Below are 14566 nucleotides of genomic sequence, written 5' to 3' on the forward strand. Positions count from 1 at the left end.
TGAAAGAAAGGCGGATTCTTTGGAATCCGCCTTTTTAACTGCTCTTTAACTTTCTTTCTGACAAAGGGCTCCGGCAATATCAGCCGCCTTGTTAAAATCCTCTTCTTCCGGATTCCAAAGGCATTTGGCTTCCGCCTCCACCACGGAGAACCCGGCTTCTGTCAGCCTTTCCCGAAGGACTTTATTTCCTTCCCCGCTCCAGCCGTAGCAACCAAACACAGCCGCCTTTTTCCCTTTGTATTTCAATTCTTTCAGGAAATCAAGCCATCCCCCTACAGAGGAAAGGATGCTGCCCCCCACAGTGGGTGAGCCGAGGGCGATTGCTTTTGATTTAAAAACCTCCGTCATAATATCGTTCTTATTTGTTTTGGAAATATTGTAGATCTTTACACGGGTGTCCGGCGATATCCGGGCAATTTCAGCACTGATCTTATGGGCCAGCTGTTTCGTTCCATCCCACATGGTATCATAAACAATGGTGATCTGGTCCTCCTGATAGTTCTGGGACCATTCATAATACTTTTCAACGATCTGCAGCGGATTTTCCCTCCAGATAGAGCCGTGGCTGGTAGCAATGATATCGATGGGCAGGTTCAGTCCCTGGATTTCCTCTATTTTCTTTTTCACAAGAGGGGAAAATGGAGTCAGGATATTGGCATAATATTTGATGGCCTCTTCCCAAAGTCTGCACTGGTCAGCCTTGTCATTAAATAATTCCTCTACGGCATAATGCTGTCCAAAGGCATCGTTGGAAAATAGGATATTATCACCGGTCAGATAAGTGGCCATGCTGTCGGGCCAGTGGAGCATTTTCATTTCCACGAATACCAGCTTCTTTCCATTGCCGATATCAATGGAGTCTCCTGTTTTCACTACCTGATAATTCCACTCCGGGTGGTGATACTGCCCGGTAAGGGATTTCACCCCGTTTGCAGTGCAGTAAATTGGGGTGCCGGGTATTTTTTCCATCAATGCGGGAAGAGAACCGCTGTGATCCACCTCTCCGTGGTTGGCAACAATAAAATCAATTTCTTTTAGGTCGATTTCTCTTTCCAAATTGTCCATAAATTCCGTGGAATGGGGCCTCCAGACCGTATCAATGAGAACTGTTTTCTCTTCCTTAATTAAATAGGCATTTTGGCTTGAGCCATGGTTAATGGAATAATCCGCTCCATGGAAGGATTCCAGCTCCCAGTCCATAAAGCCCACCCAGTATACATTATTTTTTACAAGTTTTTTCATTGTCCGATACCTCCTTCATACTTTGGAAACAGCAGAGAGTTTTCTGTAAATATATGGATATATACATCCTTAACAAGTTCCTCCAGCTTCTGAAAAACCATTCGGTAAGAAGCACAGCCGTCTTCCGGCGGAGTGAAATCATTGGTACAGGCCGTGATCTCTTTCATCAGGTTTCCGGCACCTTCGTGTTCATCCTCCAGTTCTTTTACGAATCCGGTACTCTTACTCTCTGTAAAGCTATTTTTCATAAAGGGGAAGATAAGCTTTTCTTCCTTTGCAAAATGTTCCTGAAGCTCTTTTCTCAAATCTGAGAAAAGACGGTGCAAGGGAACCAGCTGTGATTGATGGTGTTCATAATGTACCAGAAGTACCTTATTGATCAATTCGTCGATTTCTGCCAGCAGGACTCTCTCCTTTGAATGATGGGTATCAATAATATAATCGATCAGAACCGGGATATCCATTTCCGCCAGCCGTTCCACCGCCAGCACGTGTCCTTTATTTGATTTATGAGGTTGATTCACAATCTTTTTATTCAGGACCTCAATAAAGCTTTTTGATTCGATTCCCAGTTGCTGCAGGGCTTTCTCCAGTTCATCCTTTCCGCCGCAGCAGTAATCAATATGAAAATCATTGAAAAGCTCAACGGCTTCCGGATAAGCTTTAACTACATCAGTTACTTTCATTTTACCTGTAATCATAATTTCCCTCCTCTTTTCCCAAGATCATGATTTTTCAGAAATTGTTGTTCTGTTTGTAAGGCTAGTATAACCGGGAAAGAGATGGAAAAATGTGATTTGAATCATTATTTAAAATTTTTTATGCTTCGTTTTCAAACGAATCCCTTAGCATATCTCTATTTTTGACGCGGATCCTGCGGTTTCCTTCCAGCTCAATGGCTCCATCCCTGCGCAGTTCCCCCAGCTTTCTGCTGATGGTCTCTCTTCTGACATTAATATAAGCGGATATGTCATCTCTGGTCAATTCTATGGTTTCACCCTTAATCCGGCTGCTTCTGAATAATAGAAAACCGGCGACTCTTGCCTTCGCATCGTTCACAGATAATAGCTGCACCAGCTCATTTGCTGCGGACAGCTTCTGCCCTACTGCATTTAACAGCTTGACCCCTATTTCAGGCTTTTTCAATATCAGCTCCTGTATGTCTGTTAAGGAGATAAGGCATACCCCGCATTTTCCCAGGGCAACGGCATTTGCATCAAAGTCTGTTCCGCCGAATATGTTCTGTTCGCCGTAAATGTCGCCTTCTGTCAGGATATCAAGCACAGATTCCTTTCCTTCCAGGGAATAGCGGTTGACCTTGACCTTTCCGTAACGGATGACCAGTATTTTATCTGCCGGGTCATTGTCATAAAAAATTGTTTCCCCCCGTTTGTAATCCAAATGCCGGGCCTTTGATATCAGCTCTTTCTGTTCCTCTAAGGAGAGGGGCTCGAAAAGGGGGATTTTTGATGTGCACAATTTGCTGCAAAAATTACACTTCAGTTCCATACCATTCTCCTTTCGGGTGATGGAATATTTGTTGGATATCTGTATTATATCAAATAGGACGAGTATGGCAAGAGGGCAGGATCTCTCCTTCTGACCGTGTTTCGGACACCTGGACTATGAAATATGGTACCGGATGGTCCTGCTAAAGGGATGGTCCGGAGTGGTGAGCCGGTAACTCTCAGGCAGCAGGTGCATTACATCGGGAATATCCTGTGGTTCCAGTGCAACGGCACAGGAGGGGAAAGAGGGTGCGCCGCCGGACAAGGCCATTCCATGGGACAAAAACCCGCCTGAATATAAAACAAGGGCAGGCGCATCCGTCATTATTTTCAAGGTCCGGCCCGTCCTCTTATCCCGCAGGATACAGGCCTTTTTTAGCTCTTCGGGCCGTTTTGCAAACCTCAGAGGCCGGAACGTCTGGTTTCTATTAAGAATATAGGCGTTATTATATCCCCGTCCAATGGAAAGCTGCTCCTTGCAGACCGGGCTTTTGGCGGACCGGATCCGGGAAAGGAGCTGCCCGGCATAGCGGAAATCAAAGACAGTATCTGCCACGGGAATGAGATCCGCCGGAAGATGCTCCTTATTATTTATGCACACGTTGTTGGCAAAAATCTGGATTTCCTGTTCCAGTCCGGAGACGGAAAAATCACCGGAAAGATTCCAGTAGGTGTGATTGGACATGTTAATATAGGTAGGAGCGTCCGTTGCGGCAGTGTATTCTATGGTAAGCCAGTTGGTGTCCTCCAGGGTATATCTGGTGTGATAGGTTCTGTTGCCCGGATACCCGTCCAGGCCGTCAGGCTGGAAGGCAGACAGGAGGATGGAGGCCGATTCCAGTCCGGATGCCACAGACTCTGCCTGCCAAAGGCGGGAGGACAGATGATTAACTCCTCCGTGGAGCTGGTTTTTTCCGTCGTTATTGGAAAGCCGGTATATCCGGGACCCTACAGGAAGAAGGGCTTCCCCAATTCTTCCGGCATTGGGACCAAGAGTGGTTCCTGCATAGCAGATGCAGCTTTCATACTGACCCATATCTTCAAAACCCAGGGTAACGGGCAGCTCCCTGCCGGTTTCATCCCTTATGGCTACCTTTTGAATGGCTGCTCCCAGCGCCGTTACGGTGACCGTCATGCCCAGGCTGGTGACCATGTCATAAACCTTATAAGCAGTTCCCTCCTGATTCCATAATTCTCTGGTTTTGATCTTCATAAGCATATCCTCCATTTAGAACCAGTATAAGGATTCTCCTTAAGAAGATGAAGAGGAAAAGATAAGAAGAGCAATTTTTCAAAATGACAGAGCAAGAGGAAGCAATGGACGTATGAAAATAAACGGCCTGACAGAAAAAACAGGTATGGAAAGAAAGTTTCGGGGCAGGTTTAAGATAAAAGAGGTAATGAATGGCAAGTTTTTGAATGAATACCAGCCCTTTTGTTGTTTTGGCAGGAGGGCTGGTATAAGATGAAAGCAATTTTTTACAATGATTGAGCAAGCCTACGTAATGATGAATTTTGATTACATGATATAATTAACCTATGAAAACGTATTGCTGGAATAAAAAGGAGGCAAGGCATGGGGAGTGTATTGGAATTTCAGAATATATCCAAATATTTTCCCGGAGTAAAGGCGCTGGACCAGGTATCCTTCCAGGCGAACTCCGGGGAGGTTCTGGCGTTTTTAGGGGAAAACGGGGCAGGAAAGTCCACTTTGTTAAAGGTTCTTAATGGAGATTACCAGCCTACCGGAGGGAAATATCTTCTGGATGGGGTTGAGAAGCATTTCCAGTCCCCCCATGAGGCCATTGAGGAAGGGATTTCCGTCATATATCAGGAGCGGCAGATTCTTCTGGAATTGTCCGTAGCGGAAAACATTTATCTGGGAAGGATGCCTGTGACCAGGCTGGGGTTCATCGATGCCCGTAAGGCAAATGAGATGACAACAAAAATCATCGCGGATTTTGGCCTTCCCATCAGTCCCACAGCAAAGGTGAAGGATTTAAGCATCGCCTATCAGCAGATGGTGGAAATTATGAAGGCTTATTCCAGAGAAAATTTAAAAGTGATCTGTTTTGACGAGCCTACGGCCTCTCTGTCGGATTCGGAAATTGAATCCCTGTTTAAGGTTATCGGGAAGCTGAAAGAAGAGGGAAAGATCATCATTTATGTGTCTCACCGCATGGACGAGCTTAGGCGGATTACCGATAAGGCGGTAATTTTCAAGGACGGCCGATATGTGGCTACGGTAGAGACGGGAAAGGTGCCGGAAGCGGAACTGATCCGCATGATGGTGGGCCGTGACCTGGGAGATATCTACAGAAACTTGGACAGGAACAAGGTTATGGGCGAAGTGCTTCTGGAGGTGAAAAACTTATCCTCAGACTATGTGAAAGAGAATTCCTTTGTGCTGCGAAGGGGAGAGGTGCTGGGTTTTTCCGGCCTTGTGGGGGCGGGAAGGACTGAGCTTATGCGGGCCATTATCGGAGCAGATGAGGCAAAAAGCGGTGAGATTTATCTGGAAGGAAAGAAAATTCACAACCGTTCCCCTCATGAAGCCATGGAGCACGGGATCGTCCTGGTGCCGGAGGACCGGAAGATGCAAGGCATCCTTTCAAATTTAAGCGTCAGCGACAACATGAACATTGCCATGCTGGATGTCAATTCCAGCAAGCTGGGGTTTGTCAGCCGGGAAAAGGAAGAGAAGCTGGCCTTGAACGGAATCCGGGACTTTAAGATCAAGACTTCGTCTCCTGACAAAAAAATCGTGGAGCTTTCCGGCGGAAACCAGCAGAAATGCATTGTGGCCCGCTGGATCAGCACCAATCCAAAGGTGCTGATCTTAGATGAACCCACCAAGGGAATTGACGTAGGCGCCAAATCTGAATTTTATCATATGATCTGTAAATTTGCCAGGGAAGGACTGGGGATCATTCTGATATCCTCCGAGCTTCCTGAGGTGATCGGCCTGTCAGACCGGATCATTGTGATGAAATCATTGAGAATCACAGGAGAAATAGCGGCGGCGGAAGCGACCGAAAGCAAGCTTCTGAGCCTGGGTATGATTGGGGAGGTACAGGAATAATGGAAAAAAACATCAAAAACAGAATCAAAATTAACGGTGACAAGATCGTACTGCTGGCAGCAATCGTAGTAGTATTCGGGCTTTTCACCTCTCTGAACAGGAATTTTCTTTCGGTTACCAACTTGATCAATATTTTGGTGGCGGCTTCCCTGGTGGGGTTGGTGGCTGTGGGTCATACATATTTGATCATTGCAGGGCAAAATGACTTGTCCCCCGGCTCCGTGGCAGCATTTTCCGGCGTTGCGGCGGCTCTGCTGGTGGGAAAAGGGGTTCCCTTCGGTGCTGCGGTGCTTCTGACCATTGCTGGCGGGGTTCTCATGGGACTTTTCAATTCCTTTATGGTAAACAGGATTCATCTGGAGGCATTTATTGCAACTCTGGTGACCCAGTCCATTATCAGGGGGTTTGCCTATATCATATGCGGCGGAAAACCAATTTCCATCAGCAACAAAACCTTTCTTATTCTGGGAAAGGCCAGGATACTGAATATTCCCCTTTCCGTATGGATTATGGTGATCTGCATCATCATCTTCGGGATCATCCTGTCCAAAACCAAATTCGGAAGAAGCGTCTATGCCATCGGCGGCAGCATGGAGGCCGCCAGACTGGCCGGATTAAATCCCCAAAGGATCATTGCCACCTGCTATGTAATGATGGGCGTCCTTTGCTCCATCGGCGGGATTATATTTGCGGCTCGTATGAATTCCGGCCAGCCGGCAGCCAATGTGAATCTGGAATTTGACGCCATTACAGCGGTAATTTTAGGCGGTGTATCCTTTATTGGCGGAGTGGGAAATATGGGAGGAACCATTCTTGGTATTATATTGATCCAGTCCTTTAATACGGGTCTTACCATGGTAAATGTCCCCAGCTTCTGGCAGTTTGTGGCAAAGGGAGGCCTTCTCTTATTCGCTCTGGCAACGGATTATATGAGAAAGCAGAAAAGAGAGAGGGATTTATTGGCAGCATCCATGAAGAATTTATAGGTGTTCCATAGAAAACCTGCAGGTTTTCTTTCAATAAAGCAAAAACTATAACAGGAGGATTACAAATCATGAAAAAAACAGCAGTCATTATTTTGGCAGCAGCAATGGCAATGGGGTTGACAGCCTGCAGCGGATTTTCCGCTGAAGAGCCGGCGGCAACCACAAAGGCAGGTACCACAGAGACAACGGCAGCCGGTACCCAGGCGGAAGAAAAGACCCAGGCGCAGGCAGGAGGGAAGGGCGTTGTTTACGGAATTTACAAGGCCGGGGATCAGACCTGGTTCATTGACGAAGGGGCGGCGGCCCAGAAAGTGGTGGAGGAAAAGGGCGACGAGTTTATCTATGTAGATGCGAAAATGAACCCGGAAGAATACTTAAAGGCCATTGACAATGCCATTGCCAATAAGGCCAAGGGAATCGTTACCTGCATCCCGGACCAAACCATGTCCCAGGCCGTTGTTGATAAATGCAAGGAAGCGGGCATCCCCATTATAGCGGCTGATGACGCGCTTCAGACGGAGGCGGGAGAAAAAATCGCTCCATGGGTCGGCATTAACGCTTACGTAATCGGACAGGCCAACGGCCAGTGGCTGGCGGATTATGCCAATAAAAATAATCTGGCACAAGATCCGGACTGCGGACTGCTGATTCTCACCATGGACACGGTTTCCTCCTGTGTTCCCCGGGCGGAAGGCGAATATGACAAGTTTACGGAAGCCTGCCCTGATTTTGGGAAAGAGAAGATTTTCAAAGCGGATTATGACGGAACCACGGATAAGGGAAATGTAGCCGCCACATCCGTCTTTACCGCCCATCCGGAAATCAAGAAATGGCTGGTAACAGGAGCCAATGAGGAAGGCACCATCGGTGCAGTCCGCGCCTTAGAGAGCGCAGGCCTGGATGCCAATGCAACGGTAGTAGGCCTGGGAGCTTATATGGCAAAGGATGAATGGAACAACAAGGGAGCTGACGGAACCTGTATGAAGGCAGCCGCTTACTTTTCTTCCGATTCTGTAGGAGCAGGCTCGGTCAATGTTTTATACGATGTGGTCAGCGGAAAAGAGGTTCCAATGGAGACAGCCGTAGATGCAGTGATCGTTACCCCCGAAAATTACAAGGAAGTGATGGGGAAAGCAGCGGAATAAACCGATTTGCCCGGTGATGAAAAAAGCAGCCTCTGCAATGCAGAGGCTCTTTTTCAGTTTCTGATAGAAAAACGGTATTGGGAAGGAGTGATTCCCGTCTCTTTCTTAAAGGTAGTGCAAAAGCTGCTTTCACTGGTAAAGCCTGTGCTGAAGCAGATGTCCTTAATGGAGATGTCAGAGGACTTTAAAAGGAACTTGGCATTGTTGACCCTGGCAGCGATCACATATTCGTGAGGTGAAAATCCGGATTCCTTTTTAAACAGCCTGCTGAAATAAAAGGGGCTTAAGGAGGCCTGGTCCGCCATATCCTTCAGGGTGAGGGGATCGGTCAGATGTTCGCTGATGTAGGCAATGGTATCCTCAATGATGCTGGAAGAGACGTTTTCGGAATGCTCATTGTCTCTGTTAACCAAAAGCTCCGTTAGGATATTAACAATGTAATTGTTCAGCCAGGCCTCTTTTGTGGAAATACATTCCCGGAACTGCAGATAAATTTTGTGGAGATATTTTTCCAGACGGTAGGTATCCCTTAAGGAGATGACCGGAGGGCCGCCATCCAGGATTGCTTCATAATATCCTGCCCCGCCTTTGCCGTCAAAATGAAGCCATTCCGCTTCCCAGCCCTTTGATGTCCAGTAGGCGTGAGGCTCATAGCAGTTTAATAATACTACTTGTCCTGGGCCTGCGTTATAGATTCGTCCTCCTGTCTCCACCTGGCATTCTCCCCTTCGGATGAACATGATGAGGAAACTGTCATAGGCATTCCGATGAAGGGAATAGCCGGGTTCGTACCGGAAAAGTCCCATATTGATAGGATATAAGAAGATTTTTTTGGCCAGGGCACTGGGGGTGTATACATAATAATCAGATCCTGAAATGACCCCTCGTTCTGTAGACAGCATACATGGGCCCTCCTTTCTTTCTATGAAACCATTATAGAAAAAAAACGGTAATTCGTCAATTGTATTAAAGCAATTTTTATAAATGAATAGGCAACTAAATGTAATGAAAATAAGAATAAAAGGTTATATAGTATAGGCAAGAACTAAAAAGGAGGTCTAAGAATGGAAGCAGTAAAAATTTGGGAGGAATCCATGGTCATACCCACCTATGAGGTGGGGGAAGCAGATAAAAATCCGATGTTTCTGGAAAGCCGTGTTTATCAGGGTAGCTCGGGAAAGATTTATCCGTATCCTACCATTGAGAAGATCTATGATACCAGGATAGATAAAGCCTATCAGGCAGTATGGCTGGAAAATGAATATTTGAAGGTAATGATACTCCCGGAGCTGGGCGGAAGGATCCAGCGGGCCTTTGATAAAACCAACCATTATGATTTCGTCTATTACAATCACGTTATAAAACCTGCCCTGGTAGGGCTTTGCGGCCCCTGGATCAGCGGCGGGATCGAATTTAACTGGCCCCAGCACCACCGGCCTACCACCTTTTCCCCTGTGGACTATATGCTGATAGAAAATGAGGATGGTTCCAAAACCTGCCGGGTCTGCGACGTGGACCAAATGTACGGAACCAAGGGGGAGGCCAGTTTCACTCTGTATCCGGGAAAGGCTTATATAGAAATAAAGGGCCAGCTTTACAATCCAACGCCGCTGCCCCAGACCTTTTTATGGTGGGCTAATCCGGCAGTCCCGGTCAATGATTACACCCAGTCTGTTTTCCCGCCGGATGTCCATGCTGTCATGGACCACGGAAAACGGGATGTATCCCGTTTTCCCATTGCTACGGGCGTATATTATAAGCATGACTACAGCCAAGGCGTAGACATTTCCCGTTATAAAAATATCCCGGTCCCCACCTCTTACATGGCTGAAAAGAGTGAGTTTAACTTTGTAGGCGGCTATGATTACCAGGTAGGGGCAGGTATACTTCATGTGGCGGACCATCACATTTCCCCGGGCAAGAAGCAGTGGACCTGGGGCTGCGGCGATTTCGGAAAGGCCTGGGACCGGAATTTAACCGATGAAGACGGTCCTTACATTGAGCTGATGACCGGAGTCTACACCGATAACCAGCCGGATTTCACCTGGCTAAAGCCCATGGAGGAAAAAACTTTTACCCAGTATTTCATGCCTTATAAAGCCGTTGGCCCTGTAAAAAACGCCTCCATTCACGCCGTCATAAACTTAGAGACAAGGGAAAATGAGATCCATATCCTGGCATACGGAACTCAGGAGTATCCTCATGGGAGAATACTGCTGACTTACGGCAAGGAGACGCTGCTAGATGAGACTACCCTCCTTTCTCCGGTTCATACCTATGAAAAGACGCTGCATACCTATGTGGAGGATGAGACAAGGCTGACCCTTAAGGTGCTTTCCGGCGGAAGGGAGCTGGTTTCCTATACGCCTTTAAAGAAAGAAGTCCCAGAGCTGCCAAGTCCCGCCAAGGCGGCCGGTGACCCGGAAAAAATCATGACAAATGAAGAACTGTATCTGACCGGGCTTCATATTGAGCAGTACCGCCACGCCACTTACCGGCCGGACCCCTATTACATAGAAGGCTTAAAAAGGGATCCTGGGGATATGCGCATTAATAACGCTTACGGCTCCCTGCTTCTGGCCAGAGGCTGTTTTGAGGAGGCTGAGGAGCATTTTAAGAAAGCACTGAAACGGGCAGTCTGGAAAAACCCCAATCCTTACGATTCAGAACCTTGCTACAATCTGGGCCTTGCACTTTTGTATCAGGGGAAGACGGAGAAAGCCTTTGACGCTTTTTATAAGGCCACCTGGTCCGGCCAGCAGCAGGAGATGGGCTTTTATTACCTGTCCTGTATTGAATCTATGAGGGGAAATTACGAAAGCGCCCTGGAGCTTGTGGAAAAGGGACTGGTGAGAAATACCCATAATGTAAAGGCCAGAGCCTTAAAAGCTTATCTTCTTCGCAGGCTGGGCAGGACCGCAGAGGCCAGGGCCCTCATTGGGGAGAATCTGAAGGTGGATTCCTTTGATTATGTATCCCGGCTGGAGTCTGCATATCTGGAACCTGACCGTCAGGCGGAAATCAGGACAAAGATCAGCCGGCTGGCCAGAGGCTTTCACGAAAACTACTTAATGGCAGCCCGGCATTATGGGGAGTTTGGCGCATATGAAGCCGCTGTCCAGACTCTGGATCAGTGTTCCCGGAAATGGCCCATGGTCTATTACTATAAGGCTTATTATCAGGAGCTTATGGGAAGAGACAGTACAGAAGCCTTAAAGCAGGCAGAGGACTGCTCCACGGATTACTGTTTTCCCAATAAGCTGGAGGACATTCTGGTGTTAAAGCTTGCAACGGAAAAGAACCCGGAAGGGGCTAATGCCTATTATTATCTTGGGAATTTATATTATGATAAGCTTCAGTACCGTACCGCTCTTTCTTACTGGGAACAGTCCGCCCGGTTAAATCCCCGGTTCCCAACGGTATGGAGAAATTTATCACTGGCTTATTACAACAAGGAAAAGGACAGGGAAAGAGCCAAAACGGCCATGGAAACGGCCTATGGCTTAAATCCCGCCGATGCCAGGATCTTTCTGGAGCTGGATCAGCTTTACAAAAAGCTGGATATGCCGGCAGCGGAACGCCTGGAAAGATATGAGGCCGCAAGAGATGTATTTATGAAGCGTGACGACCTGATGATTGAATATGCGACCCTTTTAAATCTTCTGGGCCGCTACGGAGAGGCGTATGAATTCATTATGAACCACAAATTCCATCCCTGGGAAGGCGGGGAAGGAAAGGTGACCGCCCAGTATGTGGTATCCCTTGTGGAGCTGGCCAGGCAGGCTATGGATGAAAAGGAATGGGACAGGGCAAAAGAATACCTGACAAAGGCCCTAAAGTACCCGGAGAACCTGGGAGAAGGGAAACTGGAAGGCACCAAGGATAATCATATCAACTACTATCTGGGCGTGGTTATGGAAAACCTGGGAAGAGCAGAGGAAGCAAGAGCATATTTTGAAATGGCTTGCGTAGGAACCGATGAACCGTCGGGCATGATGTATTACAATGACCAGCCGGCGGATATGATTTATTACCAGGGTCTGGCAAAGGAAAAGCTGGGGAAACCGGTGGAAGCCAGAGCCAGGTTCGATAAGCTGCTGGATTATGGGGCAAAGCATATGCCTGATCATATGAAGATCGAATATTTCGCCGTATCCCTTCCGGATTTTCTGATTTATGAAGAAGACCTGGATAAGAAGAACAAAGCCCATTGCAACTATCTCATAGGGTTGGGAAAAATGGGTCTTGGAGACATGGCGGAGGCAAGAGAGGCCTTCTTGGAGACCATAAGGCTGGATCATACTCACTTAAACGCAATCCGGTATTTAAACATGATATAACCCCCCTAGGCGGTATGATAGCTAAAAGGTACTGTTTTAAAACATGTATTTAAAATACATAGATGCCTTTATAGATGAAAATAAGGAGCTGCTTCTCCTTGCGGGTAATCCGGGTAAGGCGCTTTCGGTTGTATTACAGCAATTTCCTGGTGAGGGTTTTAGGCAGGAGCCATTTGTGTATGGATTGCCATGTGCCTGGACTGGGCGTTTCGTGCCCTGGTATTTGCGTTCCGGTTTAAGGAAAAGAAGAGGGAAAAGAAGAGGGAAGAGAGGAGGTTTTTATGGCATCCTTTCTTCCCTTTTTCCTTTGTATCCTGATCTTTAAGTTTCTGAAGGGACAGCAACAGCCTTTCCTCTTATTTACAATTTACTATATTATGATATAATGGGAATACTTAACAAAGAAAGAGCCATAAAATGAGGAGACCCCGGTTGACAGGCAACCGGGGCAATTATGAAAAATCTATGTGCAATTTGACGATTTAATCAATTTGACTCATATATTTTCTATGTATTTAGTATAAAAAAAATATGTGAACGGAATATGAACGGCCTGTAAACACATTATGAAAAAGGGAGGAAAATATGGGAGAAAATTATAAGAACAGAAAGACAATCGTAATAGGTCATAAAAATCCTGACACAGATTCCATCTGTTCTGCCATTTGCTATGCAAATTTAAAAAGAGTGCTCACCGGAGAAGATTATCAGCCGGGCCGGGCGGGTCATGTCAACGAAGAGACGCAATTCGTTCTTCATTACTTTGGCATAGAGGCTCCGGAGCTAGTGGAGAATGTGAAAACCCAGGTCCGTGACATTGAAATACGTAAAACAAAGGGCGTAAAGAAAAACCTGTCCTTGAAAAAAGCGTGGAATTTAATGCAGGAAGCGAATGTAGTGACCATTCCTGCCGTGACCGACGATGGAATGCTGGAAGGGCTGATCACTGTAGGAGATATTGCCAGATCCTATATGAATGTATATGACAGCAGCATTTTATCAAAGGCAAATACCCAGTACGAAAATATTGTGGAAACCCTGGAAGGGGCCATGGTAGTCGGCGGGAAGAATGAATATTTTAATCATGGAAAGGTACTTATCGCGGCAGCAAACCCAGATATGATGGAATATTACATTTCCAAGGGCGACCTTGTGATCCTGGGGAACCGTTATGAATCCCAGCTGTGCGCCATTGAGATGGAGGCGGCCTGCATCATTGTCTGCGAGGGTGCGGCGGTATCCATGACCATCAAAAAGCTGGCCCAGGAACGGGGCTGTACCGTTATGACTACCCCGTATGACACTTATACGGCCGCCCGTCTGGTGAACCAGAGCATTCCCATAAGCTATTTCATGACCACAGAAGGGTTGATATCCTTTGAAGAGGAAGATTACATTGATGACATAAAAGACGTAATGGCAAGCAAGCGCCACCGTGATTTTCCCATTCTTGATAAAGACGGGAAGTACATGGGAATGATCTCCCGCCGGAACTTACTGGGCGCAAAGGGAAAACGCCTGATACTGGTGGATCATAATGAAAAAACACAGGCTGTGGAAGGCATGGCAAGTGCAGAGATCCTGGAGATCATCGACCATCACAGACTCGGGACGGTGGAAACCATTGCCCCTGTATTTTTCCGTAATCAGCCGGTAGGCTGTACGGCTACCATCGTATACCAGATGTATCAGGAAAACAAGGTGAAGATTGAGCCAAAGATTGCAGGACTGCTGTGCAGTGCCATAATTTCTGATACCCTGTTATTCCGTTCTCCTACCTGTACGGAGTCAGACAAACAGGCAGCTCTCACCCTTTCTGATATAGCAGGCATTCAGGTGGAGAAATACGCTTCCTCCATGTTTGCGGCAGGAAGCAACTTAAAGGGAAAAACAGATGCAGAGATCTTTTATCAGGATTTCAAGAAGTTCATGGTCGGAAAGGTGTCCTTCGGAGTAGGACAAATCAGTTCCTTAAACGCCAAGGAGCTGGAGGAGCTGAAGGGCCGGATGCTGCCTTACATGAAAAAGGCCAGAGAAGAACATGGCATGGACATGATGTTTTTTATGCTTACCAACATTCTGACGGAATCCACTGAGCTGCTGTGCGAGGGACAGGGAGCGAAGCAGATGATTGCAGTAGCTTTCCGGGCAGAAGAGGAAGAGTCTGGGGCAGAAGACCACATCGTAAGCCTGCCCGGGGTGGTATCCAGAAAGAAACAGCTGATACCTGGCATCATGCTGGCAGTCCAGGAATAGGGGGCGG

Annotated in this window: 11 protein-coding genes; 6 read left to right on the top strand and 5 right to left on the bottom strand. The window is 47.1% G+C overall.

The features are described from left to right. Positions 1-45 precede the first annotated feature (45 nt). The 4 genes from CLOSA_RS00425 to CLOSA_RS00440 all read right to left on the bottom strand — a co-directional run bounded on the left by CLOSA_RS00425 (position 46) and on the right by CLOSA_RS00440 (position 3963). Entirely contained in the window at positions 46-1242 is a 1197-nt protein-coding gene (locus CLOSA_RS00425) for an oxygen-binding di-iron domain-containing protein (RefSeq protein WP_013270817.1), read from the bottom strand. Next, entirely contained in the window at positions 1239-1943 is a 705-nt protein-coding gene (locus CLOSA_RS00430; RefSeq protein ID WP_013270818.1) for a DUF542 domain-containing protein, read from the bottom strand. The genes CLOSA_RS00425 and CLOSA_RS00430 overlap by 4 nt, the downstream gene beginning before the upstream one ends. A gap of 118 nt (positions 1944-2061) precedes the next feature. Further along, the gene (locus CLOSA_RS00435) at positions 2062-2751 is read right to left on the bottom strand and encodes a Crp/Fnr family transcriptional regulator (protein WP_013270819.1); all 690 of its coding nucleotides are present in this window, start codon (positions 2749-2751) and stop codon (positions 2062-2064) included. A gap of 114 nt (positions 2752-2865) precedes the next feature. Continuing rightward, positions 2866-3963, bottom strand: coding sequence for an aldose epimerase family protein (locus CLOSA_RS00440; RefSeq protein ID WP_013270820.1), 1098 nt, complete (start codon positions 3961-3963; stop codon positions 2866-2868). A gap of 112 nt (positions 3964-4075) precedes the next feature. On the opposite strand from CLOSA_RS00440, the gene CLOSA_RS22505 reads away from it, so the two are divergent. From CLOSA_RS22505 to CLOSA_RS00455, 4 genes are all read left to right on the top strand, one after another. Beyond that, positions 4076-4219: a hypothetical protein gene (locus tag CLOSA_RS22505; RefSeq protein ID WP_013270821.1), complete on the top strand. Its 144-nt coding sequence runs from the start codon at positions 4076-4078 to the stop codon at positions 4217-4219. Positions 4220-4326: 107 nt separating this feature from the next. Beyond that, entirely contained in the window at positions 4327-5832 is a 1506-nt protein-coding gene (locus CLOSA_RS00445) for a sugar ABC transporter ATP-binding protein (RefSeq protein ID WP_013270822.1), read from the top strand. Further along, the gene (locus tag CLOSA_RS00450) at positions 5832-6818 is read left to right on the top strand and encodes an ABC transporter permease (RefSeq protein ID WP_013270823.1); all 987 of its coding nucleotides are present in this window, start codon (positions 5832-5834) and stop codon (positions 6816-6818) included. The genes CLOSA_RS00445 and CLOSA_RS00450 overlap by 1 nt, the downstream gene beginning before the upstream one ends. Before the next feature lie 68 nt (positions 6819-6886). After that, entirely contained in the window at positions 6887-7963 is a 1077-nt protein-coding gene (locus CLOSA_RS00455; RefSeq protein WP_013270824.1) for an arabinose ABC transporter substrate-binding protein, read from the top strand. Positions 7964-8016: 53 nt separating this feature from the next. Here CLOSA_RS00455 and CLOSA_RS00460 read toward each other — a convergent pair whose 3' ends face one another. Continuing rightward, on the bottom strand, positions 8017-8865 hold the full coding sequence (locus CLOSA_RS00460; protein ID WP_013270825.1) for an AraC family transcriptional regulator: 849 nt from the start codon (positions 8863-8865) through the stop codon (positions 8017-8019). A 162-nt stretch (positions 8866-9027) separates the two neighbouring features. Here CLOSA_RS00460 and CLOSA_RS00465 point away from each other — a divergent pair, with 162 nt between their 5' ends. Both CLOSA_RS00465 and CLOSA_RS00475 read left to right on the top strand, forming a co-directional pair. Further along, positions 9028-12303, top strand: a complete 3276-nt coding sequence (locus tag CLOSA_RS00465) for a DUF5107 domain-containing protein (RefSeq protein ID WP_013270826.1) — start codon at positions 9028-9030, stop codon at positions 12301-12303. 585 nt (positions 12304-12888) lie between these two features. Then, entirely contained in the window at positions 12889-14559 is a 1671-nt protein-coding gene (locus CLOSA_RS00475; protein ID WP_013270828.1) for a putative manganese-dependent inorganic diphosphatase, read from the top strand. The last annotated feature ends 7 nt before the right edge of the window (positions 14560-14566 follow it).

The sequence above is a fragment of the [Clostridium] saccharolyticum WM1 genome, from assembly GCF_000144625.1.
Taxonomy (GTDB): Bacteria; Bacillota; Clostridia; order Lachnospirales; family Lachnospiraceae; genus Lacrimispora; species Lacrimispora saccharolytica.

Coding starts and splice junctions, on each gene's coding strand:
- CLOSA_RS00450 (WP_013270823.1), top strand. CDS start 5,832: ATGGAAAAAAACATCAAAAACAGAATCAAAATTAACGGTGACAAGATC.
- CLOSA_RS00460 (WP_013270825.1), bottom strand. CDS start 8,865: ATGCTGTCTACAGAACGAGGGGTCATTTCAGGATCTGATTATTATGTA.
- CLOSA_RS00475 (WP_013270828.1), top strand. CDS start 12,889: ATGGGAGAAAATTATAAGAACAGAAAGACAATCGTAATAGGTCATAAA.
- CLOSA_RS22505 (WP_013270821.1), top strand. CDS start 4,076: ATGAAAATAAACGGCCTGACAGAAAAAACAGGTATGGAAAGAAAGTTT.
- CLOSA_RS00440 (WP_013270820.1), bottom strand. CDS start 3,963: ATGAAGATCAAAACCAGAGAATTATGGAATCAGGAGGGAACTGCTTAT.
- CLOSA_RS00445 (WP_013270822.1), top strand. CDS start 4,327: ATGGGGAGTGTATTGGAATTTCAGAATATATCCAAATATTTTCCCGGA.
- CLOSA_RS00430 (WP_013270818.1), bottom strand. CDS start 1,943: ATGATTACAGGTAAAATGAAAGTAACTGATGTAGTTAAAGCTTATCCG.
- CLOSA_RS00465 (WP_013270826.1), top strand. CDS start 9,028: ATGGAAGCAGTAAAAATTTGGGAGGAATCCATGGTCATACCCACCTAT.
- CLOSA_RS00435 (WP_013270819.1), bottom strand. CDS start 2,751: ATGGAACTGAAGTGTAATTTTTGCAGCAAATTGTGCACATCAAAAATC.
- CLOSA_RS00455 (WP_013270824.1), top strand. CDS start 6,887: ATGAAAAAAACAGCAGTCATTATTTTGGCAGCAGCAATGGCAATGGGG.
- CLOSA_RS00425 (WP_013270817.1), bottom strand. CDS start 1,242: ATGAAAAAACTTGTAAAAAATAATGTATACTGGGTGGGCTTTATGGAC.